The following is a 24,809-nucleotide window of genomic DNA, read 5'->3' as shown; positions in this document are numbered from 1 at the left end:
GAGCATAGACGTTTACATCTGCGCCCGCTGGTCCGTCCAGCGGGCGCAGGTGCGTACCGGGCTCTGCCCGGTGAAATAAAAGAGCAAAGGATCCGAGAAATTATGACATTCCGTGAACTCGGCCTGATCGAGCCCATCCTGGGGGCCCTGGCCGAACTGGGCTATGAACAGCCCTCCCCCATCCAGGAAAAAGCCATCCCGCCGGCGCTGTCCGGGCGGGACGTGCTGGGCTGTGCCCAGACCGGCACCGGCAAGACCTGTGCCTTCGCATCCCCCATCCTCCAGCGGCTCTCCGCCGCAAAGCCCCAGGGCCGGCCGATCCGCGCCCTGATCCTCACTCCCACCCGTGAGCTGGCCCTTCAGATCCAGGAGAGCTTCGAGGCCTATGGCAAGCATCTGCCCCTGCGCTCCACCGTCATCTTCGGCGGCGTGGGCCAGGCCCCGCAGGTGGAGCGCCTCAAGCGGGGCGTGGACGTGCTGGTGGCCACACCCGGCCGTCTGGCCGACCTCTACCAACAGAAACTGCTGGACTTCTCCCATCTGGAGATCTTCGTCCTGGACGAGGCCGACCGGATGCTGGACATGGGCTTCATCCACGACGTGAAGAAGATCCTCCGGTGGCTCCCCGCCCAGAAGCAGACTCTCTTCTTCTCCGCCACCATGCCCCGTGAGATCTCCGACCTGGTGGACTCCCTCCTCCATGACCCTGTGAAGGTGGCCGTGGACCCGGTGTCCTCCCCGGTGGAGGTCATCGACCAGAAGCTCTACTATGTGGACCGGGGCAACAAGACCAAGCTCCTGGCCTCCCTCCTGGGCGACGACGTGAAGAACGCGCTGGTGTTCACCCGCACCAAGCATGGCGCCAACAAGGTGGCCGGCGACCTGGTGAAGAGCGGCATCACCGCCGCCGCCATCCACGGCAACAAGAGCCAGACCGCCCGCCAGCAGGCGCTGGCCGACTTCAAGAGCGGCAGAGTCAAGGTCCTGGTGGCCACCGACATCGCCGCCCGGGGCCTAGACATCGAGGAGCTCTCCCATGTGTTCAACTACAACCTGCCCGATGTGCCTGAGACCTATGTCCACCGCATCGGCCGTACCGGCCGGGCCGGGCACGGCGGCACCGCGATCTCCTTCTGCGACATCAACGAGAAGAGCGACCTGAAGAGCATCGAGAAGCTCCTCCAGCGTTCCATCCCCGTGGTGGAGGACCATCCCTGGCCCATGGAGATCTTCGAGCCCCTGCCCAAGGATAAAAAGGGCCGGGTGGTCAACCCCGAGGATGCCGAGGCCCGCGCCGCCGCTAAGGAGCGCCGCCGCGCCCGGGATGCCGCCAACAAGGCCGCCGCGGAGGAGCGCAAGGCCCGCGCCGCCCAGAAGATCATGGGATCGGACGCCGAGTCCGCCCCTCGGAAGAAAGCGTCCGCCCAGGAGGAGGTCCCTGCCGCCGCCCGGAAGAAGCGGGCCCGCGGCTATCGGGCCAGCGCCACGCTGGAGGAGGCCCTCACGGCCACCGCTCCCGCGCAGCCGGTCCGGGAGGCGCGGAGCCGCCGGACGGAGGACTTCCACCACGCCGACCCTCTGGCCGGCGACACCATCATGGACGCCACCGCCCGCCTTCTGGCGCCCCGTCCCCGGACCCTGAGCCAGAAGCAGGAGCGCGATCATGGCGGCCGGGACCGCCGGCGCAAGTCCGCCCGGGGCCATGAGCCCCGAAAGGCCGAGACCGTCCATGAGGCCCCTAAGAGCGAGGAGCGCTCCGGCCGGAAGAAGGGCTCCACTCCCGTGAAGGCTCTGGACGTGCTCAACGGCGGCAACGCGCGGAAGAAACGCAAGGCTCGCGGCAGCGGCGGCGGCCGTCCCCGTGAGACGGTCCTCCGTACCGATGGCGTGAAGGACTCCACGGAGCTCTCCGCCAGCCTCATGAAGCCCTATTACCTCAGCGACGAGGACTGATCGAAACGATGACGCCCGCCCAGCTCCATTCCGGAGCAGGGCGGGCGGTCAGCGTATGGGCCGAGTTCGGCATGCTCCTCAGGAACGCTGGCCCGTCCTCTCTCCCCCCGACGTTCCTTGACCGCACGTTTGGACGTTCCATTTCCTTGACTTTTGTTGCTTTTTGCCCAAAGATCCGGTATACTGAAAGCACCGTTTCAGTCATACTGAGATCTGGGGGAACCTTCCAGCCCGCTCCGTCGTCTACGGAGGAGAAGGGCGAAACAGACCTTTCATCATGATGGAGGTGCAGATATATGAAGAAACAACGACTGCTGGCTGCGGCTCTGACGGTCTCCATGACCGTGGGCATGGGGGCGGTCCCCGCCTCGGCGGCGAGCTTCAAGGACCTGAAGGGCCACTGGGCCAAGACGGACGTGGAATATCTGGCGGACCAGGGACTGGTCAGCGGATACAGCGACGGGAGCTTCAAGCCGGACGCCGCCATGAGCGCGGTGGAGGCACTCCTCTTCTGCGCCCGGGTGGCGCGGATCGACGCCGCTGTCAAGGCCAAGATCGCCAATGCCTGGTCGGACACGCTGGCGGACATCATCCCCTATGATATGCGCTCCTGGGCGGGTCCCGACCTGTCCGTCTGTCTGGAGATCGGCGTGGTGTCGGTGTCGGAGCTCCAGAGCCTGGCCAACAACAACGGCCTGCTCGGCGCCATCCCCCGGGAGAAAGTGGCCCTCTATCTGGCCCGGGCCATGCAGCTCTCCGACGCGGCAGACAGCCTGGACGGCTACTCCCTGAGCTTTCGGGACAAGGACGAGATCGACCGCTCCCTCCGGCCCTATGTCTACCTGTTGAGCCAGTACGGCATCGTGAAGGGCGATGAGCAGGACCGCTTCCTGCCCAAGAGCAGTGTGAACCGGGCCTCCATGACCTCTCTCATGCGCCGGGCCATGGACTTCATGACCCTCCACGGCATCACGATGGATCTGGCGGACTACACGGATTATGAGTGGACCGGCGGCACGATCACCAGCGTGTCCGCCAACGCCAGCGGCTCCGCGCGGATCGGCCTCACCGATCCGGTGAACGGGGCTCGGACCCTGACGGTGCCCAGCTACGCGGTGATCTATCAGAACAACATGAGGGCGGACCAGAGCGCCCTCAAGACCGGAGTATACGCCAAGGTGGAGCTCAATAAGAGCGGCACCCCCACTGCCGTGCGTCTGGGCAGGCAGCCCTCCACCGTCACCGGCACGATCAGCAGTCTGTCCAAGACGGCGGTGGTCCTGAAGGTGGACGGCTCCGCCAAGACCTACAAGGCGGACCGCTTCACCGCTGTGAAGGCCGGGGACAAGACCGGCGGCACCGAGCTGCTGGACAAGAGCAGGGACTACACCGGCGCGGTGTGTCTGGTGGACCGGGACGACCATCTGGCCGCCGTCCAGCTCACCGGCGGCACCAAGACCACCGTGGGCCTGATCGCCGATGTGAAGGCCAGCGGGAGCAGCTCCATGAAGCTCCAGGTCCTGGCCATGGACGGTACCAAGACCAGCTACACGATCCCCGGCTCCGCGGCGGTGTCGGTGAACGGCTCCAAGGGCAAGCTCAGCTCCACACAGGTGGGCGACTACGTGGTCCTGACCGTCTCCAACGAGGACGAGAGCAAGATCACCGGCGTGGAGGTGGACACCAAGACCACCTATGTCCGGGGTTCTGTGCGGAGCACCAGCAAGAGCCGGGACGAGATCACCATCCAGGATTTCGACAAGCGGAAGAACGTGACCTATAAGGTCCCCAGCGGCATCGACATCACCTATGAGGGGGAGAAGATCAGCCTCTCCAAGCTGGACAGGGACGACTATGTGACCATGCAGGTCTCCAAGACCGAAGCCGTGTCCATCATGGCCTATCCCGGCTCCACCAGCGATGAGGGCACCATCCGCTCCATCACCTACGGCACCACCACCGTGCTGGAGATCGTCCGGGATGACGGTACTGTGGTGAGCTACGACATCGACATGGATGACCTGCCCACGATCTACCGGGGAGATGAGAAGAGCACCATCGACCGGCTCAAGAGCGGCGATGAGGTGGAGATCACCATCCGGTACAACGAGGTCAGCGCCATCGACGCCACCCCCCAGAGCGCCAACGCCAAGGGCACCATCCAGAAGGTGAGCCTGGACACCTCCGGCACCACTCTGGATGTCCAGCTCTCCGACGGCTCCACCGTCTCCTACCGGGTGAGCTCCAGCGTGTCCGTGACCCAGGACGGCAAGTCCGTGTCCATCGACACCCTGAAGCCCGGCTTCAAGGTCAGTCTGGTGCTGGAGGGGGATCAGATCCTCTCCATCGAGGTGGACAAGAGCGCCGCCATGGCCAACCAGGTCCAGGGCGAGGTGCTCTATGTGAACCGCTCCGCCGGGGAACTGCTGATCCAGAAGAGCAGCGACAGCAGTGTGGTGACGGTGAACGTGGCCAGCGCCAGCATCCTCACCTCCGGCGGCAAGACTCTGGCACTGAAGGAGCTGTCCAGCGGCGACTACATCACCCTCTACGGCGCGTATGACGGCCTGACCTTCAAGGCCACTCTGATCATCCGGCCTTGACTTTCACCGGATGAATGGATAAAATGAGAACAAATACTGTCGGAACGACAGAAAAAGGATCGAGGTAACTTATGGCACAGGACAAGAAGCAGGTGGAGCAGATCACCGACATGGAGGTGGACTTCACCCAGTGGTACACGGACGTGTGCAAGAAGGCGGAGCTGATCGACTACTCCTCCATCAAGGGCATGTTCATCTATCGTCCCTATGGCTATGCCATCTGGGAGAACATCCAGAAGGAGCTGGACGCGAAGTTCAAGGAGACCGGGCATGAGAACGTGTATCTGCCTGTGCTGATCCCGGAGTCCCTGCTCCAGAAGGAGAAGGACCATGTGGAGGGCTTCGCCCCTGAGTGCGCCTGGGTCACCATGGGCGGCGGCGAGAAGCTGGAGGAGCGCTACTGCATCCGGCCCACCTCCGAGACGCTGTTCTGTGAGCACTATAAGAACATCATCCACTCCCACCGGGACCTGCCCAAGCTGTACAACCAGTGGTGCTCCGTCCTGCGCTGGGAAAAGACCAGCCGTCCCTTCCTGCGCCACCGGGAGTTCCTGTGGCAGGAGGGCCACACCATGCACGCCACCGCCGAGGAGGCCCGGGAAGAGACCATGCGGATGCTGAACATCTACGCGGACTTCCTGGAGAACGTGCTGGCCATGCCCGTGGTCAAGGGCCGCAAGACCGATAAGGAGAAGTTCAACGGCGCGGAGGAGACCTACACCGTGGAGTGCATGATGCACGACCGGAAGGCCCTCCAGTCCGGCACCAGCCACTACTTCGGCGACGGCTTCGCCAAGGCCTTCGGCATCACCTTCACCGGAAAGGACAACCAGCTCCATTATCCCCATCAGACCTCCTGGGGCGTGTCCACCCGCATGATCGGCGGCATCATCATGACCCACGGCGACAACAACGGTCTGGTCCTGCCTCCCCGCATCGCCCCCATCCAGGCCATGGTCATCCCCGTGGCACAGCACAAGCCCGGCGTCCTGGAGGCCGCTGGCGCCCTGCTGGACCGCCTGAAGGCCGCCGGCATCCGGGCTCAGATGGACGACTCCGATCAGTCCATGGGCTGGAAGGCCGCCCAGTATGAGATGAAGGGCGTGCCCCTGCGGGTGGAGATCGGCCCCAAGGACATGGAGAAGGGCCAGTGCTGTATCTGCCGCCGGGACTCCGGGGAAAAGATCTTCGTGTCTCTGGATCAGCTGGAGACCGTGGTGCCCCAGCTGCTGGACGCGGTCCACGAGGGCCTGTACGAGCGGGCCAAGAAGAACCTGGAGGCCCACACCAAAGTGTGCCGCACGCTGGAGGAGGTCAAGGAGTTCGAGGCCAGCGAGGGCGGCTTCGCCAAGACCATGTGGTGCGGCGACCTGGAGTGTGAGCTCAAAATGAAGGAGCAGGCGGGCGTCACCTCCCGCTGTATGCCTCTGGAGCAGGAGAGCGTGGGCGACACCTGCGTCTGCTGCGGCAAGCCCGCCAAGCACATGATCTACTGGGGCGTGGCGTACTAAAAAACGCAAAGCGAAAAATGGGACCGGGCGGAGTGATGCTCTGCCCGGTCCTTTTCCTACTTCCGCTTAGTTTTCCGCCCACGGGGCGGGACGGGGGATATGTCCTCGCCGGACGGGCCGCCTGCTCGGCGGGAGCCCCATTTCTTTTTCTGAACGTCAGAAAAAGAAATGGGGGAAAGAAAAAGAACGCCAGAGGGGGCGGACCTCCCCTCTGGACACCCCCTATGCCCTCGCTCGGACCATATCCGTATGGGATGCTCTTCCAACGCCGCAGTCTCCACGCATACCTGTGGGGGCCGAACCACCGATGCCCGCCGCGTACGGGGCGGCGTCCCTGCCGCCCCTCGGAGGGCCATCGGTAGGACGCTCCACGCGACTGCCGGAGGAACGGGCGACCACAGAGGCCTGCCCTTGCGCCGGAAGCGGAGAACGGCGCGATAGGGGGAGTCCAGAGGGGAGGCCCGCCCTCTCTGGGCCTTTCTTTCGACCCTTTCTTTGGCAAAGAAAGGGTCCGCCGCCCGCGCAGGGCGCCCGTCCGGCGAGGACATATCCCCCGTCCGCCTGTGGGCGGAAACAAAGATCCCGCCCGCTGACGGAGAAAACTATAATAGTGGGTTGAAGATCCGCTGAGACTATGATACGATAGCGACGGAAAATGGATGATGCGGCAGGCCGATACTGCACCGAAGGACTGTGCCGCACGCTCCATCACCTCGTCTCTCCCGGCCCGCCGGGGTGGACAACGAAAAAAGAGGAGGAACCTGACATGAAACTGCACCGGGCGCGCGATTTTGCGGCCGGAGTCCTCGTGGCGACTCTGGCCATGGGCGTGGCCGTCCCCGCCGGGGCGGCGGCGCTGACCGGGAAGAAGATCGACGTCCTCCAGGGGATCGAGATCTTCGTGGACGGGGTCCGTCTGGACCCCAAGGACGCCAACGGCAAGAGCGTGGAGACCTTCGTCTACAACGGCACCACCTACATCCCCCTCCGGGCTGTGAGCCAGGCCCTGGGCAAGGCCGTCAACTACGACGGGAACACCAAGCGGGCCTACATCGGAAGCTCTCCCATGACCACCGGGAGCTACCGGATGGAGGACGTCTGCAAGCCGTATCAGAAATCGGGCTATGTGCAGATGCTCACAGCCAGCCAAACTGTAAAAATGGGCGGAAACGAGTACGGGAACGGGCTTAGCGTGTATGCCTATGGTGGTAGTGATCAATATGCTCTATTCAATCTCAATGGCGCCTATAACAGCCTGACGCTGGACCTCGGGCATATCGACGGTGGAGGCAGTTCCAATACCGAGGTGGTCTTCTACGTGGATGACGTGCGGGTAGCCAGTTACACAGTGGAACCGGAAGCCCTTCCCCGGAAGATCACGGTCCCCCTGAACCACGGGCTACAGATGAAAATCGAGACGAAGGGTGCATGGCTTACGACTGTCGGCCTCGGCAACATGATGTTCCAGTAAACGGAAAACGACAGACCAACGAAAACGGCCTCTCCCGGTGTCGGGAGAGGCCGTCAGTCTGTCAAAAAAGTGATCTCTCACGGGGAACGATGCAAGAGCCTCGCAGAGTTCCGTCACCCGCAGGTGACGGAATAAGATACAAGGCGTTTTTTCTGGGGACATGCGCCTCAGAAAAAACTCTTCTCAGGCCGCAAGTGTGCGAGCGCAGCGAGTGCGCGTGGCGGTCTGCATCTCCCTCGAAGAAATGCCAGTTCGTTCTTCACAAAGAACGAACTGGCATTTCTGAGAAGCGTGTCGAACTTTTTCGACACGCTGAACGGCCTCTCCCGACACCGGGAGAGGCCGTTTTTTACACCTGTCAGGCTGTTCTTGTGGAAAAGTCCGGGATCACTCCAGCACCGCGCCCCGGGCGGCGGAGGTGACCAGCTTGGCGTAGCGGACCAGATAGCCGGTCTTGACGCGGGGCTCGGGGCAGACCCACTTGGCCTTCCGGGCGGCCAGAGTGGCGTCATCCACCTGAAGCTCGATCTTGCAGGCGGGGATATCGATGGAGATGATGTCGCCCTCCTCCACCAGCGCGATGGGGCCGCCCTGAGCGGCCTCGGGGCAGACATGGCCGATGGAGGCACCGCGGGTGGCGCCGGAGAACCGGCCGTCGGTGATCAGAGCCACGCTCTCGCCCAAGCCCATGCCGCAGATGGCGGAGGTGGGGTTGAGCATCTCGCGCATGCCGGGGCCGCCCTTGGGGCCCTCGTAGCGGATGACCACCACGTCGCCGGCCACGATCTTGCCCTCGTAGATGGCGGCGATGGCGTCGTCCTCGCAGTCGAACACACGGGCGGGACCGGTGTGGTGCATCATCTCGGGAGCCACGGCGGAGCGCTTGACCACGCAGCCCTCGGGAGCCAGATTGCCCTTCAGCACGGCGATGCCGCCGTCCTGAGAGTAGGGATGGTCGATGGGGCGGATCAGCTCGGGATCCAGGTTGTCCACGCCCTCCAGGTTCTCGGCCATGGTCTTGCCGGTGCAGGTCAGGACGCTGGTGTCCAGCAGACCCTTCTTGGTCAGCTCCTTCATGACGGCGTAGACGCCGCCCGCGCTCTCCAGGTCCTCCATGTAGGTGTCGCCGGCGGGGGCCAGGTGGCACAGGTTGGGGGTCTTGGCGGAGATCTCGTTGGACATATCCAAATCCAGCTCGATGCCGCACTCATGGGCGATGGCGGGCAGGTGGAGCATGGTGTTGGTGGAACAGCCCAGGGCCATATCCACGGTCTCGGCGTTGTGGAAGGCGGCGGGAGTCATGATGTCCCGGGGGCGGATGTCCTTCTTCACCAGTTCCATGACCTGCATGCCGGCGTGCTTGGCCAGACGGAGCCGGGCGGACCAGACGGCGGGGATGGTGCCGTTGCCCCGCAGGCCCATGCCGATGGCCTCAGTCAGGCAGTTCATGGAGTTGGCGGTGTACATGCCGGAACAGGAGCCGCAGGTGGGGCAGGCGTTGTGCTCATAGTCGGCCACGCCCTCCTCGTCCAGCTTGCCGGCCTTGTAGGCGCCCACGGCCTCGAACATATGGGAGAGGCAGGAGCGGCGGCCGTCCTTCAGCCGGCCGGCCAGCATGGGACCGCCGGAGCAGAAAATGGTGGGGATGTTCACCCGGGCGGCGGCCATCAGCAGGCCGGGCACGTTCTTGTCGCAGTTGGGAATCATGACCAGGCCGTCGAACTGGTGGGCCATAGCCATGGCCTCGGTGGAGTCGGCGATCAGGTCGCGGGTGACCAGGGAGTACTTCATGCCCACATGGCCCATGGCAATGCCGTCGCACACGGCGATGGCGGGGAACATGATGGGGGTGCCGCCGGCGGCCCGGATGCCGGCCTTGACGGCCTCAGCGATCTTGTTCAGGTCCATATGGCCGGGCACGATCTCGTTGTAGGAGCTGACCACGCCGATCAGGGGACGCTCCATCTCCTCCTCGGTCAGGCCCAGAGCGTAGAAGAGAGAGCGGTTGGGCGCGCGCTCCACTCCTTTGGTCACGTTGTCGCTTCGCATAAAAAAGCCTCCTTGCGGTATCCAAACAAGCTGTGTGATGACACTTGCGTTGTATGATGTAATATTATATAATAGGGGCAAAAGCACTGTCAAGTATTCGGTGAGGTGATGATCGTGGAAAAGAAGAGTCTGGCCCAGCAGACAGCGGAACGGCTGTATACCAAGATCGTGGTGGAGGGCCGCCCGGGGCCGGGGAAGAAGCTCCCCAATGAGCTGGAGCTCTCGCAGGAGCTGGGGGTCAGCCGCACCACTCTGCGGGAGGCCATCCGCACCCTGACCGCCCAGGGGATCCTGGAGGTCCGGCGGGGCAAGGGTACCTTCGTCTCCCAGAAGGTGGAGGCGATCGACGACTTCGGCTTCCGGGACCTGAGCCGGGTGAAGGGCCAGCTCAAGGACCTCTTCGAGCTGCGGATGATCTTCGAGCCGTCGGCGGCCCGGCTGGCCTGTGAGCGGGCCACCGATGAGGAGATCACCGACATTCTGGAGAAGGGGAGAGCCGTGGAGCGGTACATCCAGACCGGTGTGGACCGGGTGGCGGCGGACGGCGCGTTCCACGCGGCCATCGTCCGGGCAGCCCACAACGAGTTCATGATGCGCCTCCTGCCGGTGATCAACCGGGCGATCTCCACCTCGGTGGTGGCCGGGGAGCACCGGGAGCAGATGGCGGACGACACCTGCCAGGACCATGCCCTGATCATGTACTTCCTGGCCCGGCGGGACGGAGCCGGCGCGGAACACGCCGTGGCCATCCATATGCGCCGGACCATGGACGTGATGGGTCTGGAATGAGCAGAAACAGCCGCCGCAACGAAAGGTTGCGGGATAGTTGGTGGCTGCCGCGGGCCGGATGAGCTAGGATAGGACCATCCCAAACAGAAAGGAAGATCCATATGACGATCGTGACAGCGGCGACGGTGGCGGGGCTCCTGTGGGTGCTGGCCTCGACGGCGGCGGGTATCGTGCTGGTGGTCCTGCTGATCCGGGCCCTCCTCAAGTATCTGCGCTCCGGCCCGGCGCGGGCGGAGAACGCGGCGGTGCGCCGCTCTCTGGGGGAGTGCCTCAAGGCGGAGCGGACCCGGTGCAAGATGACGCAGGAGTTCGTGGCTGAGGCGGTGGGCGTCAGCCGGCAGGCCGTCTCCAAATGGGAGAACGGCACCTCGGACCCCAGCACCGCCAACCTGCTGGCCCTGGCCAGGCTCTACGGCATCTCCGCCGAGGAGCTCCTCCGACAGGTCACGGGAGGAGAGGCGTGACAGAGCGCCGTTCCTGAGAAGAAAGACCGGAGGGCCATTGGCCCTCCGGTCTTTTTGTGTACAGGGTCTGTACAGATGGGACTTGTTTTTAGTTGGAAGCGGTGTCCAGATCGGTGTCGCCGCCCCAGATCATGTTCTTGCGCAGCTCGGCGCCCACGATCTCCATGGGATGCTTGGCCAGCTGGGCGCGCTTGGAGTTGAAGAAGGTACGGCCGTTCTTGTTCTCGGCGATCCACTTGCCGGCGAAGGTGCCGTCCTGGATGTCGGCGAGGACCGCCTTCATGTTCTTCTTGGTCTCCTCGTAGGGCAGGACACGGGGGCCGGAGACATACTCGCCATACTCAGCGGTGTCGGAGATGGAGTAGTTCATCGCGGCCACGCCGCCCTTGTTGATCAGGTCGATGATCAGCTTCATCTCATGGATGCACTCGAAGTAGGCGTTCTCGGGCTCATAGCCGGCCTCGACCAGAGTCTCGAAGCCGCAGCGCATCAGGTCCACCACGCCGCCGCACAGGACGGTCTGCTCGCCGAACAGGTCGGTCTCGGTCTCGTCGTGGAAGGTGGTCTCCATGACGCCGGCGCGGGCGCCGCCGATGCCGGCGATGTAGGCCAGAGCGATCTTATAGGCGTTGCCGGTGGCGTTCTGCTCCACGGCGACCAGGCAGGGCACGCCCTTGCCGTTCACATAGGTGGAACGGACGGTGTGGCCGGGGCCCTTGGGGGCAGCCATGAACACGTCCACGCCCTTGGGGGGAACGATCTGGCCATAGCGGATGTTGAAGCCGTGCGCGAAGGCCAGAGCCTTGCCCTCGGTCATGTAGGGGGCGATGTCCTTCTTGTAGACATCGGCCTGGGCCTCGTCGTTGATGAGGATCATCACGATGTCGCCCCACTCAGCGGCCTCAGCCACGGTCTTGACGGCCAGGCCGGCCTTCTCGGCCTCCGCCCAGCGCTTGGAGCCCTTCCGCAGGCCGACGCACACGTCGCAGCCGGAATCCTTCAGGTTCAGGGCGTGGGCGTGGCCCTGAGAGCCATAACCGATGATGGCGATCTTCTTGCCGTCCAGGTAGCTGAGCTCACAGTCTTTCTCATAGTACATCTTTGCCATGATCCAAAACACTCCTTTGATGTGTTGGTTTTATTTCTTCCAGCCCATGATAGCACAGGCAGGGAAAAAAGAATGATAAGTATGTTACGATCTGAACGAAAAAATGCGGAACTTCATCGCGTCCGCCGGCTCGGATCCCGCGATACGGCGACGCCGGTCCGCGAAGGACGGTATGCTTCGTCACATGACGTTCTTGCCCAGATCGAACTCCGTCTTTTCCTTGTTGTCGTCGCTGATGGTGTAGGCGCCGCGCTCCAGAGCGACCATGCCGGTGCGGACCAGCTCCAGGATGCCGAAGGCCTCCAGCAGGCCCTGCATGGCCTCGGCTTTGCGCTCGTCGCCGATCAGGGCCAGGGTCAGGGACTTCAGGGACACGTCGATGATTGAGGCCCGGAAGATGTTGGCGATCTGGATGACCTCATTGCGGATGTCCGGGGTCTCGGCCTTGACCTTGAACATGACCAGCTCCCGACGGATGGAGCGCTCCGGCTTCAGCTCCTGCACCGAGTAGACGCAGAAGAGCTTGCGGAGCTGGTTCATCACGGTCTGGATGGTCTTGTCCTCCACCATGACTTCGATGGTGATGCGGGAGACGGCCGGATCGTCGGTGGTGCCCACGGCCAGGGATTCGATGTTATAGCCCTTGCGGGAGAAGAGCCGGGAGACCTGGGAGAGGACGCCGGCGGCATTTTCCACCAGCACGGACAGCGTGTGCCGGCTGACGGAGCTTGGATCGTTCTTCATAGCTGTTCCATCCTTTCTATCAGTCGAGCAGGAAGTCGGTGGCCGCGGCGCCGCCGGGGACCATGGGATGGACCATGGCATCCTTGTCGATGGCGCAGTCGATCACACAGGCGGTGCCCCGGTCCAGCGCGTCCTGGAAGGCGGCGCGGAACTCCTCCACGCTCTTGGCCCGGGCCCCGTGGAGGCCATAGGCCTCGGCCAGCTTCACGAAGTCGGGGCCCCGGTCCAGGTCGGTCTGGGAGTAGCGCTCGCCGTAGATCAGGTGCTGCCACTGGCGGACCATGCCCAGAGTACCGTTGTCGAACACCACGATGACCACCGGGATGTGATAGTGCTCCAGCGTGGCCAGCTCGTGGCAGTTCATGCGGAAACAGCCGTCGCCGGTGCAGAGGACCACGGTCTGGTCCGGGCAGCCCGTCTTGGCGCCCATGGCGGCGCCCAGGCCGAAGCCCATGGTGCCGAAGCCGCCGGAGGTGATGAGCTGGCCGGGACGGGAGAAGTGGTAGTACTGAGCGGACCACATCTGATGCTGGCCCACGTCGGTGGCGATGATGGCCTGCCCGCCGGTGAGCTCGGAGATGGCGTCCAGGATGTGGTGGGGATGGAGCTTGCCGTCCTCGGCGGGGATGAGTTCCTTGTGGGAGAACACATCGGCCTTCCAGGCGGGGTAGTCGTGAGCGGGGAGCTTCTCGTTGATCAGCTCCAGCACCCGGCGGGCGTCGCCGATGATATGGTGGTCGGTCTCCACGTTCTTGTCGATCTCAGAGCGGTCGATGTCGATCTGGACGATCTTGGCCTGAGCGGCGAAGGAGACGGGATCGGTGGCCACCCGGTCGGAGAAGCGGCAGCCGATGGCGATCAGCAGGTCGCAGGCGCTGGAGGCGTAGTTGGAGGCGTGGGAGCCGTGCATGCCGATCATGCCGGTGAAGAGGGGGTGGTTCCCGGGGCAGGCGCCGCCGCCCATGATAGTGGAGGCCACCGGGGCGTTCAGCGTCTCGAAGAAGCGGCGGAACTCGGGCACTGCGCCCTTGGAGCGGATCACGCCGCCGCCCACCAGGATCAGAGGCCGCTGGGCCTCTTCGATCATGCCCAGGAGCTTGTCGATGTCGCTGTGGTCGGGCTCGGGGGTGCGCAGATCATGGCTGGACCGGCGGAGCATGGCCCCCAGCCGGCCGTGGCGGCCGTGCTCGGACACGGGCAGGTACTCATAGTCGGCCTCGGAGGAGGTGACGTTCTTGGTGATGTCGATCAGGACGGGGCCGGGGCGGCCGGACCGGGCGATGGCGAAGGCCTCGCGGATCACGTCCGCCAGCTGGTCCGGGTCCTTCACCAGATAATTGCACTTGGTGATGGGCATGGAGATGCCGGTCATGTCCACCTCCTGGAAGGTGTCCTTGCCCATGAGGGACTCGGCCACGTTGACGGTGATGAACACCGTGGGGGAGGAATCATAGTAGGCGGTGGCGATGCCGGTGGTCAGGTTGGTGGCGCCGGGGCCGGAGGTGGCGAAGCAGACGCCCACCTTGCCGGTGGCGCGGGCATAGCCGTCGGCGGCGTGGGACGCGCCCTGCTCGTGGCTGGTCAGGATATGGCGGATCTTGTTCTTGTAGCCATGGAGCTCCAGCTCGTCATAGATGTTCAGGATCGTGCCGCCGGGATAGCCGAACACGGTATCCACGCCCTGCTCCAGCAGGCACTCCATCAGGATCTGGGAACACTTCATTCTCATAGGGTCATGGGCCTCCTTCTACATGGGACGGTAGGTATCCGATCGCGGGGGATGAAAAACGGCCCCGTCCTCTCATCGCTGAAAGGACGGGGCCGTGTACGCTCCGTGGTACCACCTAACTTCGCGGACGGCGATGTCTCGTGACCATCTTGCCCGCGCACTCGATGCCCTGTTAACGGTGGGCGGCCGGCGGGGCCTACTGACCGGAACGGATCCGGCGTTCTGCGCCGCGGCTCTTGGGTGATGTTCGATGTCCGGCGTTCCCAGGGGCTTTCACCAGCCGCCCCTTCTCTGTGCGTTCCCGCCGCATCTACTGGTCCAGTCACTGCCTTTGGACAGTATCCAAAACTCGCTCCCCGACTGGGGACGGGGACTGGATACAGATGCCCCATCGCGCTGCCGGCAAGTGAAATTATGGATGATGATACACCCGGACCGCGGATTTGTCAATGGGGATCCGCTTCGGAAAGTATGGTGCAGAACGACGAAATTCGTGCGGGATGGCCGCTGGTCTTTGATGAGGTGTTGAAAAACAAAGAGTTCGATCATAATACTGATCGGATAGTTCTGAAAACGATAAAATGGCGGAAACGGCTGGTCCATGCCTTGAATGGAGGAAAACGGAACGAAAAAAGGAAATATAAGCCTAAACTAACTGGTACAATGAAAAAAAGAGAATTTTTAAACAGAATCACTAGACTTTTTTCAAAACCTGCGATATGATAATAGACGTTTGAATGCGCGGACTGCGCAGAAAAGAGAAAGGGTGGAGGCGTGCCACAGCCCCCGCCCGAAACTGGCCCCGGACCGGGGCCTGATTTGTGAGGTGGACCTATGAAACTATCCTTTTATGGCGGCGTGCACCCCAACGAGCACAAGGAGCTGACCTGCGCCAAGCCCGTGGAGGCGCTCCGCAAGGCTCCCGCCCAGGTGTGCATGTCCATGTCCATGCACCTTGGCGCGCCCTGCGCCCCCATCGTCAAGGTGGGCGACCAGGTGACCGTGGGCCAGAAGATCGCCGAGATCACCGGCCTGGGTGCCCCCATCCATGCCAGCGTGTCCGGCAAGGTGGTGGCCGTGGAGCCCCGCCCCTCCTGCGGCGGCGGAAAGGCCATGTCCGTGGTGATCGAGAACGATTTCCGGGACACGTTCGGCTCCGAGCTGACGCCCCATCCCGACTATGAGACGCTGACCCCCGGGGAGATCATCGGCATCGTGAAAGAGGCCGGCATCACCGGTATGGGCGGCGCCGGCTTCCCGACCCATGTGAAGATCAGCTCCGGCATCGGCAAGGTGGACACCGTGATCGTGAACGCCGCCGAGTGCGAGCCCTATCTGACCTCCGACCACCGGCTCATGCTGGAGCAGGGCGAGAAGATCGTGAAGGGCCTGAAGATCCTCATGAAGACCTTTGGTCTGGACAAGGGCTACATCGGCATCGAGGACAACAAGCCCGACGCCATCGCCAAGATGCAGAGCCTGGCGGATGGCGGCATCGAGGTCGTGGTCTGCCGCACCCGGTACCCCCAGGGCGCTGAGAAGCAGCTCATCCAGCGGGTCACCGGCCGTGAGGTGCCCCCCGGCGGTCTGCCCGCCCATGTGGGCTGCGCCGTGTTCAACGCCAGCACCACCGCCGCCGTGTACGAGGCTGTGGTGGAGGGCCGGCCCCTGACCCAGCGCATCGTCACTCTGACCGGCGGCGCCCTGAACGAGCCCCGCAACGTGCTGGCGCCCTTCGGCACTCCCATCTCCCATCTGATCGAGGAGGCCGGCGGCTTCAAGGAGACCCCCGACCGCATCCTGATGGGCGGCCCCATGATGGGCATCGCCGTGTACGACCTGTCCGCCTGCACCATCAAGGGCAACAACGGCGTCCTGTGCATGACCAAGGCCGAGGCCGCCGAGCACGTGGAGCACGCCGAGTGCATCCGGTGCGGCCGGTGCGTCAATGTGTGCCCCATGCACCTGACCCCCGTCTATATGCATCTCTACGCCGAGAAGCGCCGCTGGGACGACGCCGAGGCGATGCACCTGATGGACTGCATCGAGTGCGGTTCCTGCAACTACATCTGTCCCGCCCGTGTGCCGCTGGTCCAGTCCTTCCGTATGGCTAAGTTCGAGATCCGCGGTCTGGCCATGAAGCGGAAGGCCGCGGCGGAGAAGGAGGCGAAAAAGGCATGATCGATACGAAAGACCTGAAGCTCTCTGTGGCTTCCTCACCCCATGTCTGTTCCCCGGTGAACACCAGCCGGCTCATGCTGGACGTGCTCATCGCGCTGGTGCCCGCTCTGGCCATGGCCGTCTATGTGTTCGGACCCCGGGCCCTGAGCCTGACGGTGGTGTCCGTCCTGGGCTGTGAGTTCTTCGAGTGGGGCTATCGCAAGCTCCTGAAGAAGCCCGATTCCTACGGCGACTTCTCTGCCGCCGTCACCGGTGTCCTGCTGGCCTTCGTGTGCCCCGTGACCCTGCCCTACTGGACCATCCTGATCGGCGACTTCTTCGCTATCGTCGTGGTCAAGCAGCTCTTCGGCGGCCTGGGCCAGAACTTCATGAACCCCGCGCTGGGCGGCCGTGCCTTCCTGATGATGTGCTACCCCGTGGCCATGACCACCTGGGTCCAGCCCGGCAAGTGGGCCGGCCTGATCTCCGCCGCGGACGCGGTGACCGGCGCCACCCCCATGTCCTCTCTGCATAAGCATCTGGATGCCGCCACCGGCGCCTATGTCCATACCCTGCCCGACGGCGTGAGCCTGGCGGATATGTTCGTGGGCAACATCGGCGGCTGTGTGGGCGAGATCTCCGCCCTCCTGCTCCTGCTGGGCGGCCTGTACCTGATCTGGCGCGGCGTGATCCGGGCCCGGATCCCCGTGGCCTACATCGCCACCGTGGCGGTGCTGTGCTTCGTGTTCCCCCAGGGCGGCATGGACCGCATCCCCTGGACCCTGTACAACCTGTGCGGCGGCGGCCTGATGCTGGGCGCCTTCTTCATGGCCACCGACTATGTGACCAGCCCCGTCACCAAGAACGGTGAGATCTACTTCGGCATCGGCTGTGGTCTGCTGACCGTCTTCATCCGCTACTTTGGCGGCTATCCCGAGGGCGTCAGCTACGCCATCCTGCTGATGAACATCTGCGTGTGGCTGCTGGATAAGGCCGGCGCTCCTGAGCGCTTTGGCGTGACCAAGGAAATGAAGGCCAAGGCCAAGGCGGACAAGAAAGCGGCAAAGGAGGGCGCGTCCAAATGAGCGAAGTCGTGAACAAGAAAGAGCCCAGCTCTGCCATGCTGGTGATCGTCCTGACGGCGATCAGCGTGGTGACCGCGCTCCTGCTGGGCCTGGTGGATCAGGTCACTGCCCCTCAGATCGCGGCCAACGACGCGGCCACCACGGCCGCGGCCATGGAGGCCGTGCTCCCCGCGGACTCCTATGAGGACGTCACCGATCAGTACACCGGCGGCGACGCTACCATCCAGTCCATCGCCAAGGCCGGCGACGAGGGCTATGTGGTCCGCGTGAAGCCCTCCACCTCCTTCAGCGGCACGCTGGGCGTGATGGTGGGCGTGTCCAACGACGGCACCTGCACCGGCATCTCCATCGTGGAGACCGGCGAGACCTCCGGCCTGGGCTCCAATGCCAGCAAGCCTGAGTGGCAGGAGCAGTTCAAGGGCAAGAGCGGCACCGTCTCCGTCATCAAGGACGGCGGCGACGTCCAGGCGCTGACCGGCGCCACCATCACCTCCCGCGGCGTGTGCGAGAGCGTCACCAACGCTCTGGCCGCCGCGGCCACCATGGGCTAAGGAGGAAACGGATATGAACATCAAAAAGCAATTCTTGGACGGCATGATCTATCAGAACCCCGTCACCGTCCAGCTCCTGGGCATGTGCTCCACTCTGGCCATCAGCACCACCCTGTTCAACGGCCTGGGCATGGGCGTGTCCGTCCTGGTCATCCTGACGCTGGCCAACATCTTCATCTCTCTGCTGCGGAACATCATCCCCAGCAAGGTCCGCATCGCCTGCTACATCGTCGTGATCGCCGGCTTCGTGACCATCGTGGACCTTCTGCTGAAGGCCTACATCCCGTCCCTGTCCGCCAGCCTGGGCCTGTTCATCCCGCTGATCGTGGTGAACTGCATCATCCTGGGCCGCGCTGAGTCCTTCGCCTCCAAGAACGGCATCCTGGCCTCCGCGCTGGACGGCATCTTCCAGGGCCTTGGCTACACCGTGATCCTGGTCGTCATGTGCGTCATCCGTGAGCTGCTGGGCAACGGCACCTTCGGCGGTGGCATCCTGAACAACGGAGAGGGCATCCGCATCATCCCCGAGGGCATCCCCGCGCTGGGCATGATCCTGCCTGTGGGCGGCTTCCTGACCCTGGCCTGCGTCATCGCCGCCATGCAGTACTTCCTGAGCAAGCCCAAGAAGGACGCGAAGAATGAGGAGGTGGCGAAGTAATGGACTTTACCGGACTGTTCAGCATCGCCCTGGGCGCGATCCTGGTCAACAACTTCATCTTTGCCCAGTTCCTGGGCATCTGCCCCTTCATGGGCGTGTCCAAGAAGATCGACACCGCTCTGGGCATGGGCATGGCCGTCATCTTCGTCATGGGCGTGGCCAGCGCCGTGTGCTGGCCCATCAACCAGCTCCTGCTGAAGCTGGGCCTGGACTTCATGCAGACCGTGACCTTCATCCTGGTCATCGCCTCTCTGGTCCAGTTCGTGGAGATGTTCCTGCAGAAGGCCATGCCCGCTCTGTATGAGTCCTTGGGCGTGTACCTGCCCCTGATCACCACCAACTGCGCCGTGCTGGGCGTGGTGCTCCAGAACACCCAGAACAGCTACGACTTCATCCAGAGCGTGGTGTACGGCGTGACCGGCGGCATCGGCTTCCTGATCGCCATCGTGCTCTTCGCCAGCGTGCGGGAGCGCCTGGAGTTCTCCGAGTGCCCCAAGTCCTTCGAGGGCTTCCCCATCGCGCTGGTGACCGCCGGTCTGCTGGCGCTGGCCTTCCTGGGCTTCTCCGGCCTGAAGGTCTTTTAAGGAGGGCTGGAAAGAATGAATACTGTTATTGCTGCTGTCATCGTGCTCGGCGTTCTGGGCGCGGTCTTTAGTATGATCCTGGCCTTCGCCGCCAAGGCGTTCGCCGTGGAGAAGGATCCCCGTGAAGAAGCCATCGCCGCCAGCCTGCCCGGCGCCAACTGCGGCGGCTGCGGCTTCCCTGGCTGCGGCGGCTATGCCGCCGCCGTGGCCGCCGGCAAGGCGCCCACCAACTGCTGTGCCGCCGGCGGTGAGGCCGTCGCCGCCAAGATCGCCGAGATCATGGGCGTCAAGGTCGAGGCCGGCGTCCGCCAGGTGGCCCAGGTCCAGTGTACCGGCGGCTGCCGCGGCCACGAGCAGTACGAGTACGTGGGCATCCAGGACTGTCTGGCCGCCTCCCGCGTGCCCGGCGGCGGACCGGCCGGCTGTTCCTTCGGCTGCCTGGGCTTTGGCACCTGTGAGTCTGTCTGCCCCTTCGACGCGATCCATGTGATCGACGGCGTGGCCAAGGTGGACGAGGAGAAGTGCAAGGCCTGCAAGAAGTGCGTGGACATCTGCCCCCGTCACATCATCCTCCTGGCCCCCTACAAGACCAAGCGCCATGTGGCGATCACCTGTTCCTCCAAGGACAAGGGCGCCGACGTGCGCAAGATCTGCGACAACGGCTGTATCGGCTGTGGTCTGTGCGCCAAGGCCTGCCCCAAGGAAGCCATCACCGTGGACAAGAACCTGGCCGTGATCGACTACGACAAGTGCGTGGGCTGTGGCCTCTGCGCCCAGAAGTGCCCCCGCAAGCTGATCACCGTGGACGGCAAGGTCCCCGAGATCAAGCCCGCCGCCCCGAAGCCCGCGGCTCCTGCGGCGGCAGCCGCTCCGGCCGCCAAGCCTGCTGAGGCCCCCGCGGCCGCTCCCGCCGCCCCCAAGGCGGAGGAGACTAAGGCTCCCGAGCAGAAGTAAAGCGACCTGATATGCGAACGCCCGGCTCCCCTCGAAGGGAGCCGGGCGTTCGTGCGTTTGGAGGCCGGGTCAGATCATCAGCGGGCGCGGAGCTGGAAGGACGCGCACTCGGTGGAGTCACAGCTCTTGGCCGGAGCGCCGCAGGAGCAGCCCACCTTGATCTCGTTCAGGGCACAGTGGTCGTGGGCGCAGTGGTGGGTACAGCTCTCCACGGAGCATTTGACACTATGGTTCATCTGGTCGTTCATATCGCATTTCCTCCTTTGCGGTGATGCCTCCAGTATGCCCGCGGAGGAGGGCGCTGATACACGGTCAGCGCGGATCTTTTTCGTCCCCGCCGGCGGGAGGCGTCTCCTCCGCCGGAAGGACCTGGGGGATGAACCGCCGGGCGAAGCGGCCCTGTCCCCGGCTCTTCACATAGAAGTAGCCGATCACCGAGAACACCACCGCGCCGATGAAATTGACGAACAGGTCCTTCATGGTGTCCAGCAGGCCGATGTCCAGATAGCCGCCCAGCCCCAGAGAGATCGGTTCCCCGGAGGCAGTGACCACCACCGTGTCCACGATGTCCCGGACGCCGGTGGGCGTGTTCCCGCCGGCGGGGTCCAGCATGACGGAGGAGATGGCGTGGACCACCGTGTCCTTCTGCATATCCAGCAGGAAGAGCTGATCCATCAGGCACTCGAAGAATTCCCACAGCACGCCGATGGTCATGGAGAAGCAGAAGGCCATCACCGCCAGATAGACCGGGGACAGAGAGAAGGAGAGACGCTCGCTCCGGTTCAAAATGTCCAGCAGAGAGAACCCGATGGCGGCGCACAGGAAGCCGTTGAGGGTATGGAGCATGGTGTCCCAGTAAGGGAAACGGACGTAGAAGGCCTGGATCTCCCCCAGGATCTCCGCGGAGTAGATGAAGAGGAGGATGATGATCTCCAGCGTGTCCGGCAGGTCCACCTTGATCTTCCGCTCGATGAAGCTGGGGAGCAGGAAGAGGATGAGGGTCAGCACGCAGAGGAACACATTTTCGAAATTGCCGTTGAAGAACTGGGCTACGGCTATCAGGATGACCAGTCCCCGGAGGATCTGATAGAGCCGGGCCGCCCGGGGCGAGTCGGCCATCCAGGCCCGGAGGTGGTCCCGTCTCCGGCCCCTCATCCCTCGTCCCCGGCGAGCTGTTCCGACAGCTCCCGGTACTCCTGAGCAGAGGCCAGATGCTCCGCCATCTCCGCCTCAGTCAGCGGACGGCGGACCTTGGCGGGGACGCCCACCACCAAGCTCCCCGGCGGGATGATGGCGCCCTGGGTCACCAGCGCGCCGGCGGCCACCAGGGACCCGGCCCCGATCACACAGCCGTTGAGCAGAGTGGCCCCCATGCCGATGAGACACCGGTCCTCCACCGTACAGCCGTGGAGGATCGCGCCGTGGCCCACGGTCACGTCCTGGCCCACGGTGACGGGATAGCCCTCGTCTCCGTGGAGGAGACAGCCGTCCTGGATGTTGGAGCCCTGTCCGATATGGATGGAAGTGGTGTCGGCCCGGAGCACGGCTCCGTACCAGACGCTGGACTGGGCCTCCAGCGTCACCTGGCCCACCAGCGTGGCGCTGGAGGCCGTGCGGGCGGCGGGATGGATGGACGGCGCATGGCCGCGGAACGATTTGATCATGTCAGGTCCCTCCAAAGATCAGGTTGCAAAATAGGGTCATATCAGATATTATACCCGTATGGATACGAGACCGTCAATTTTGAATTTCAGCCGCATAGGATGACCATAGATGCCGACAGCCGTGTACAAGGAGGGACCCATATGGACTTGAAAGATGATAAGATCACCGTAGGAGAACTGCTGGACGACCCGCGCTCTCGGGCGGTGCTGTACCGAAAGATCCCCATGCTGGCGGGGCGCCAGCTGACCGGGGCGTCCCGGACCGTGACGCTGGAACAGCTCCTCTCCTTCACCGAGGCGTTTTTGCCCAAGTGGAGGATCGTCGAAGTGCTGGAGGCTCTGCGCCGGGCCTGAGCCGCAAAAACGTTTGAACGCCGTCCCTTCCGGCGATACTCGAAGTATCGTTGTGGAAAGGACGGCGTTCTTATGCGTGTTCGAGAATTGATGCATCCATATGTGGTCACCATCGCCCCCATGGAGAGCGCGGCCCTGGCGGCCCGGCTTCTGTCCCGGTACGATCTGGGGGCGCTGCCGGTCTGTCAGGGGGACGGACGGCTGAGGGGCGTAGTGACGGACCGGGACCTGGTCCTGCGCTGTATGGCGGCGGGGGAGGACCCGGACCAGCTTCCGGTGGGGGACATCATGACCCGCTCCTGTACCTGGGTGGGGCCGGACGCCGGGATCGGCGAGGCGGCGGCCCTCATGGCCAGAGCCCAGGTCCGGCGTCTGCCGGTGGTAGAGGACCAACGGGTGATCGGGATGGTCTCTCTGGGGGATCTGGCCCGCTGCGGGCGGTACGAGATGGAGGCGGGCACAGCCCTCGCCCGCATCTCCCGCCGCGTCAGCCGGGCCGGAGGGGATACGGAGGACCGTCAGTGATGGTCGTGGTCGTGGCAGTGGTCGGGGAGAGCCGCGTCGCAGTAGGCACAGCAGTCCACGCCGCCGTTCTGCTTCACCAGAGGAGGCAGGTAGGGGTCGGTCTGAGTGATGCACCGGGGATTGGCGCACAGGGGCGTGGTGCCGATCTCCACGGGCTCGGGCTTCATCCGGGGCTGGTTGGCCAGATCGGACAAGATCGCCATGCGGGAGAACATACCGTAGCGGGCCTGCTCGAAGTAGGCGGCGCGGGGATCGTCGTCCACGTCCAGTGTGATCTCATCCACCCGGGGCAGGGGATGCATGACCAGCATATGGTCCCGGGCCCGCTCCAGCTTCCGGCGGGTCAGGACATAGATGCCCTTGTTGCGCTCATACTCCAGGGGGTCCACGAAGCGCTCCCGCTGGATGCGGGTCATGTAGAGCACGTCCAGCTGGGGGATCACGTTCTCCAGACCGGTGACCTCCACGCTCCAGAGCTTGTGCTCCTTCATGAAAGCGCGGATGTACTCGGGCACGGCCAGCTCACGGGGGGAGATCAGGTAGAACTTCACGTTGTCGAACTTGGCCAGCGCCTTGATGAGGGAGTGGACGGTGCGGCCGTTCTTCAGGTCGCCGCACAGGCCGATGGAGATGCCGTCTACCTTGCCCAGCTTCTTGGTGATGGTGGTCAGGTCCGTGGTGGTCTGGGTGGGGTGCATATGGCCGCCGTCGCCCGCGTTGATCACAGGGACGTCGGAGTAGAGGGAAGCGGCCTTGGCCGCGCCCTCGCGGGGGTTCCGCATGATGACCACGTCAGCGTAGCCGGAGACCATCTTGATGGTGTCCTTCAGACACTCGCCCTTGGCCACGGAGGAGGACTTGGGATCGGCGAAGCCGAACACCGTGCCGCCCACCCGGAGCATCGCGGTCTGGAAGGAAAAATTGGTACGGGTGGACGGCTCGAAGAACAGAGTGGAGGCCACTCGTCCCCGGCAGATGTCCATAAAATCGGCGGGGTGGTCGATAATATCACTGGTACGCTTGTACAGTGCTTCCCACTCCGCCCTTGACAGGTCCCCAAAATCGATCAGATGCCGCATTCCCATCTTCTCCATTCCTTGTCGTATTTTTTTCGTATCATCTTACCACATTTTTCGATGGGGGACAAGATGGAGAATGGCATTTCTACAAATCTGGACAATCGAAATGGGGGCCGTATTTTGACCGAAGATCATATGATCTGCCCAAATGACGGAGGATGAGGCCGTCAGGCCGCGTCCTCCAATTCCTTCAGGGCCTCCCGCTCGCTGTCAGCGGAGAAGCAGAAGCGCCCCGCCGCGTCATAGACCTCCACGTGTCCGCACACCCAACGAAATTCATGCTCCATCATGATGAGCCGCCTCCTTGTCCGCCGCGTTCTGTCCTGCTGTCTGTGCCCATAGGATACCAGAAGAAAAGTCCGATAGATCGGACTTTCACAATGGATGGCAATCTTTAGGGTTTCTTCATGTTTTCTTAAAGTACAGGACAGCCTTTCGTGCTATCCTCTTATTCGTACGAACGAGATACGATGACCGATCAGGTCAGGATGGAGGCAGTGATATGTTGACATTGACGTTTTGCGCGGCGGTCCTGTTTTTGCTGGCGGTGGGCGGAGCCGTGCTTTTGCTGACGGGGCTCTCTCTGGCGGCGCTGTTCTGCGCGCTCCTGCCGTTCGGCCTGCTGGCCGTGGGGACCGTGCTCCTGGTGCGGGTCCTCATGCGACCCGCCTGGCAGCGGGAGGATCTGCTGCCAGGGGGCCTGGTGATGGCCGCGGCGGTGCTCCTGCTCCTGCGCTGAGTTCCTGACGGTTTTCTGACGATCCGCCGGGACCG

At 63.7% G+C, this 24,809-nt stretch carries 25 protein-coding genes; 16 read left to right on the top strand and 9 right to left on the bottom strand.

The window, feature by feature from the left end; genetic code table 11:
• Positions 1-102: 102 nt before the first annotated feature.
• The 4 genes from KQI12_RS10280 (at position 103) to KQI12_RS10265 (ending at position 7,538) form a co-directional block, all read left to right on the top strand.
• The gene (locus KQI12_RS10280) at positions 103-1,953 is read left to right on the top strand and encodes a DEAD/DEAH box helicase (RefSeq protein ID WP_216573097.1); all 1,851 of its coding nucleotides are present in this window, start codon (positions 103-105) and stop codon (positions 1,951-1,953) included.
• 296 nt (positions 1,954-2,249) lie between these two features.
• Positions 2,250-4,556 carry an S-layer homology domain-containing protein gene (locus KQI12_RS10275; protein ID WP_216573095.1) on the top strand — a complete coding sequence of 769 codons (2,307 nt, stop codon included), beginning with the start codon at positions 2,250-2,252 and terminating at the stop codon, positions 4,554-4,556.
• Between the two features lie 71 nt (positions 4,557-4,627).
• Positions 4,628-6,067 carry a proline--tRNA ligase gene (gene proS / locus KQI12_RS10270; protein WP_216573093.1) on the top strand — a complete coding sequence of 480 codons (1,440 nt, stop codon included), beginning with the start codon at positions 4,628-4,630 and terminating at the stop codon, positions 6,065-6,067.
• 766 nt (positions 6,068-6,833) lie between these two features.
• On the top strand, positions 6,834-7,538 hold the full coding sequence (locus KQI12_RS10265) for a stalk domain-containing protein (RefSeq protein WP_253290997.1): 705 nt from the start codon (positions 6,834-6,836) through the stop codon (positions 7,536-7,538).
• Between the two features lie 387 nt (positions 7,539-7,925).
• On the opposite strand, the gene ilvD is transcribed toward KQI12_RS10265, so the two are convergent.
• Positions 7,926-9,587, bottom strand: coding sequence for a dihydroxy-acid dehydratase (gene ilvD / locus KQI12_RS10260; RefSeq protein WP_216573091.1), 1,662 nt, complete (start codon positions 9,585-9,587; stop codon positions 7,926-7,928).
• A 114-nt stretch (positions 9,588-9,701) separates the two neighbouring features.
• Between ilvD and KQI12_RS10255 the strand changes: the two genes are divergently transcribed.
• Together KQI12_RS10255 and KQI12_RS10250 are read left to right on the top strand one after the other, a co-directional pair.
• Positions 9,702-10,376, top strand: coding sequence for a FadR/GntR family transcriptional regulator (locus KQI12_RS10255; protein WP_371818014.1), 675 nt, complete (start codon positions 9,702-9,704; stop codon positions 10,374-10,376).
• 101 nt (positions 10,377-10,477) lie between these two features.
• Positions 10,478-10,840, top strand: coding sequence for a helix-turn-helix transcriptional regulator (locus tag KQI12_RS10250; protein WP_216573089.1), 363 nt, complete (start codon positions 10,478-10,480; stop codon positions 10,838-10,840).
• A gap of 88 nt (positions 10,841-10,928) precedes the next feature.
• On the opposite strand, the gene ilvC is transcribed toward KQI12_RS10250, so the two are convergent.
• The 3 genes from ilvC to ilvB all read right to left on the bottom strand — a co-directional run bounded on the left by ilvC (position 10,929) and on the right by ilvB (position 14,421).
• Positions 10,929-11,948 (bottom strand): ketol-acid reductoisomerase, encoded by a 1,020-nt coding sequence (gene ilvC / locus KQI12_RS10245; protein WP_216573087.1) that lies wholly within the window; start codon positions 11,946-11,948, stop codon positions 10,929-10,931.
• Between the two features lie 180 nt (positions 11,949-12,128).
• Complete coding sequence (gene ilvN / locus KQI12_RS10240) at positions 12,129-12,692, bottom strand: acetolactate synthase small subunit (protein WP_216573085.1); 564 nt, start codon at positions 12,690-12,692, stop codon at positions 12,129-12,131.
• 19 nt (positions 12,693-12,711) lie between these two features.
• Positions 12,712-14,421 (bottom strand): biosynthetic-type acetolactate synthase large subunit, encoded by a 1,710-nt coding sequence (ilvB, locus tag KQI12_RS10235; RefSeq protein WP_216573083.1) that lies wholly within the window; start codon positions 14,419-14,421, stop codon positions 12,712-12,714.
• 243 nt (positions 14,422-14,664) lie between these two features.
• On the opposite strand from ilvB, the gene KQI12_RS10230 reads away from it, so the two are divergent.
• The 7 genes from KQI12_RS10230 (at position 14,665) to KQI12_RS10200 (ending at position 20,413) form a co-directional block, all read left to right on the top strand.
• Positions 14,665-15,144, top strand: coding sequence for a hypothetical protein (locus KQI12_RS10230; RefSeq protein ID WP_216573081.1), 480 nt, complete (start codon positions 14,665-14,667; stop codon positions 15,142-15,144).
• Positions 15,145-15,255: 111 nt separating this feature from the next.
• Positions 15,256-16,602, top strand: coding sequence for an electron transport complex subunit RsxC (rsxC, locus tag KQI12_RS10225; protein WP_216573079.1), 1,347 nt, complete (start codon positions 15,256-15,258; stop codon positions 16,600-16,602).
• Positions 16,599-17,666: an RnfABCDGE type electron transport complex subunit D gene (locus KQI12_RS10220; RefSeq protein ID WP_216573076.1), complete on the top strand. Its 1,068-nt coding sequence runs from the start codon at positions 16,599-16,601 to the stop codon at positions 17,664-17,666. The genes rsxC and KQI12_RS10220 overlap by 4 nt, the downstream gene beginning before the upstream one ends.
• Positions 17,663-18,217, top strand: coding sequence for an FMN-binding protein (locus tag KQI12_RS10215; protein ID WP_216573075.1), 555 nt, complete (start codon positions 17,663-17,665; stop codon positions 18,215-18,217). The genes KQI12_RS10220 and KQI12_RS10215 overlap by 4 nt, the downstream gene beginning before the upstream one ends.
• 13 nt (positions 18,218-18,230) lie before the next feature.
• The gene (rsxE, locus tag KQI12_RS10210; RefSeq protein ID WP_216573073.1) at positions 18,231-18,875 is read left to right on the top strand and encodes an electron transport complex subunit RsxE; all 645 of its coding nucleotides are present in this window, start codon (positions 18,231-18,233) and stop codon (positions 18,873-18,875) included.
• Positions 18,875-19,459: an electron transport complex protein RnfA gene (locus KQI12_RS10205; RefSeq protein WP_216573071.1), complete on the top strand. Its 585-nt coding sequence runs from the start codon at positions 18,875-18,877 to the stop codon at positions 19,457-19,459. Before rsxE ends, KQI12_RS10205 begins: the two co-directional genes overlap by 1 nt.
• A gap of 15 nt (positions 19,460-19,474) precedes the next feature.
• The gene (locus KQI12_RS10200; RefSeq protein WP_216573069.1) at positions 19,475-20,413 is read left to right on the top strand and encodes an RnfABCDGE type electron transport complex subunit B; all 939 of its coding nucleotides are present in this window, start codon (positions 19,475-19,477) and stop codon (positions 20,411-20,413) included.
• Positions 20,414-20,490: 77 nt separating this feature from the next.
• Here KQI12_RS10200 and KQI12_RS10195 read toward each other — a convergent pair whose 3' ends face one another.
• The 3 genes from KQI12_RS10195 to KQI12_RS10185 all read right to left on the bottom strand — a co-directional run bounded on the left by KQI12_RS10195 (position 20,491) and on the right by KQI12_RS10185 (position 22,077).
• Positions 20,491-20,661 (bottom strand): DUF1540 domain-containing protein, encoded by a 171-nt coding sequence (locus tag KQI12_RS10195; protein ID WP_216573067.1) that lies wholly within the window; start codon positions 20,659-20,661, stop codon positions 20,491-20,493.
• Between the two features lie 64 nt (positions 20,662-20,725).
• Entirely contained in the window at positions 20,726-21,532 is an 807-nt protein-coding gene (locus KQI12_RS10190) for a hypothetical protein (protein ID WP_253290995.1), read from the bottom strand.
• Between the two features lie 32 nt (positions 21,533-21,564).
• Positions 21,565-22,077, bottom strand: a complete 513-nt coding sequence (locus KQI12_RS10185; RefSeq protein ID WP_216573064.1) for a gamma carbonic anhydrase family protein — start codon at positions 22,075-22,077, stop codon at positions 21,565-21,567.
• A gap of 141 nt (positions 22,078-22,218) precedes the next feature.
• Between KQI12_RS10185 and KQI12_RS10180 the strand changes: the two genes are divergently transcribed.
• Entirely contained in the window at positions 22,219-22,431 is a 213-nt protein-coding gene (locus KQI12_RS10180) for a hypothetical protein (protein ID WP_216573062.1), read from the top strand.
• Positions 22,432-22,521: 90 nt separating this feature from the next.
• Positions 22,522-22,956, top strand: coding sequence for a CBS domain-containing protein (locus tag KQI12_RS10175; RefSeq protein ID WP_253290993.1), 435 nt, complete (start codon positions 22,522-22,524; stop codon positions 22,954-22,956).
• Here KQI12_RS10175 and pyrB read toward each other — a convergent pair.
• Positions 22,950-24,041 carry an aspartate carbamoyltransferase gene (pyrB, locus tag KQI12_RS10170; RefSeq protein ID WP_371818020.1) on the bottom strand — a complete coding sequence of 364 codons (1,092 nt, stop codon included), beginning with the start codon at positions 24,039-24,041 and terminating at the stop codon, positions 22,950-22,952. The genes KQI12_RS10175 and pyrB overlap by 7 nt on opposite strands.
• Before the next feature lie 161 nt (positions 24,042-24,202).
• Positions 24,203-24,325: a hypothetical protein gene (locus KQI12_RS12655; RefSeq protein ID WP_256445868.1), complete on the bottom strand. Its 123-nt coding sequence runs from the start codon at positions 24,323-24,325 to the stop codon at positions 24,203-24,205.
• A 212-nt stretch (positions 24,326-24,537) separates the two neighbouring features.
• Here KQI12_RS12655 and KQI12_RS10165 point away from each other — a divergent pair, with 212 nt between their 5' ends.
• Complete coding sequence (locus tag KQI12_RS10165) at positions 24,538-24,774, top strand: hypothetical protein (protein WP_216573058.1); 237 nt, start codon at positions 24,538-24,540, stop codon at positions 24,772-24,774.
• Positions 24,775-24,809: the final 35 nt, after the last annotated feature.

Source organism: Pseudoflavonifractor sp. MSJ-37, from assembly GCF_018917965.1.
Lineage (GTDB): Bacteria > Bacillota > Clostridia > Oscillospirales > Oscillospiraceae > Pseudoflavonifractor_A.
The sequence above is the reverse complement of the archived record's forward strand: the minus strand, read 5'-3'. Positions and strand labels throughout refer to the sequence as shown.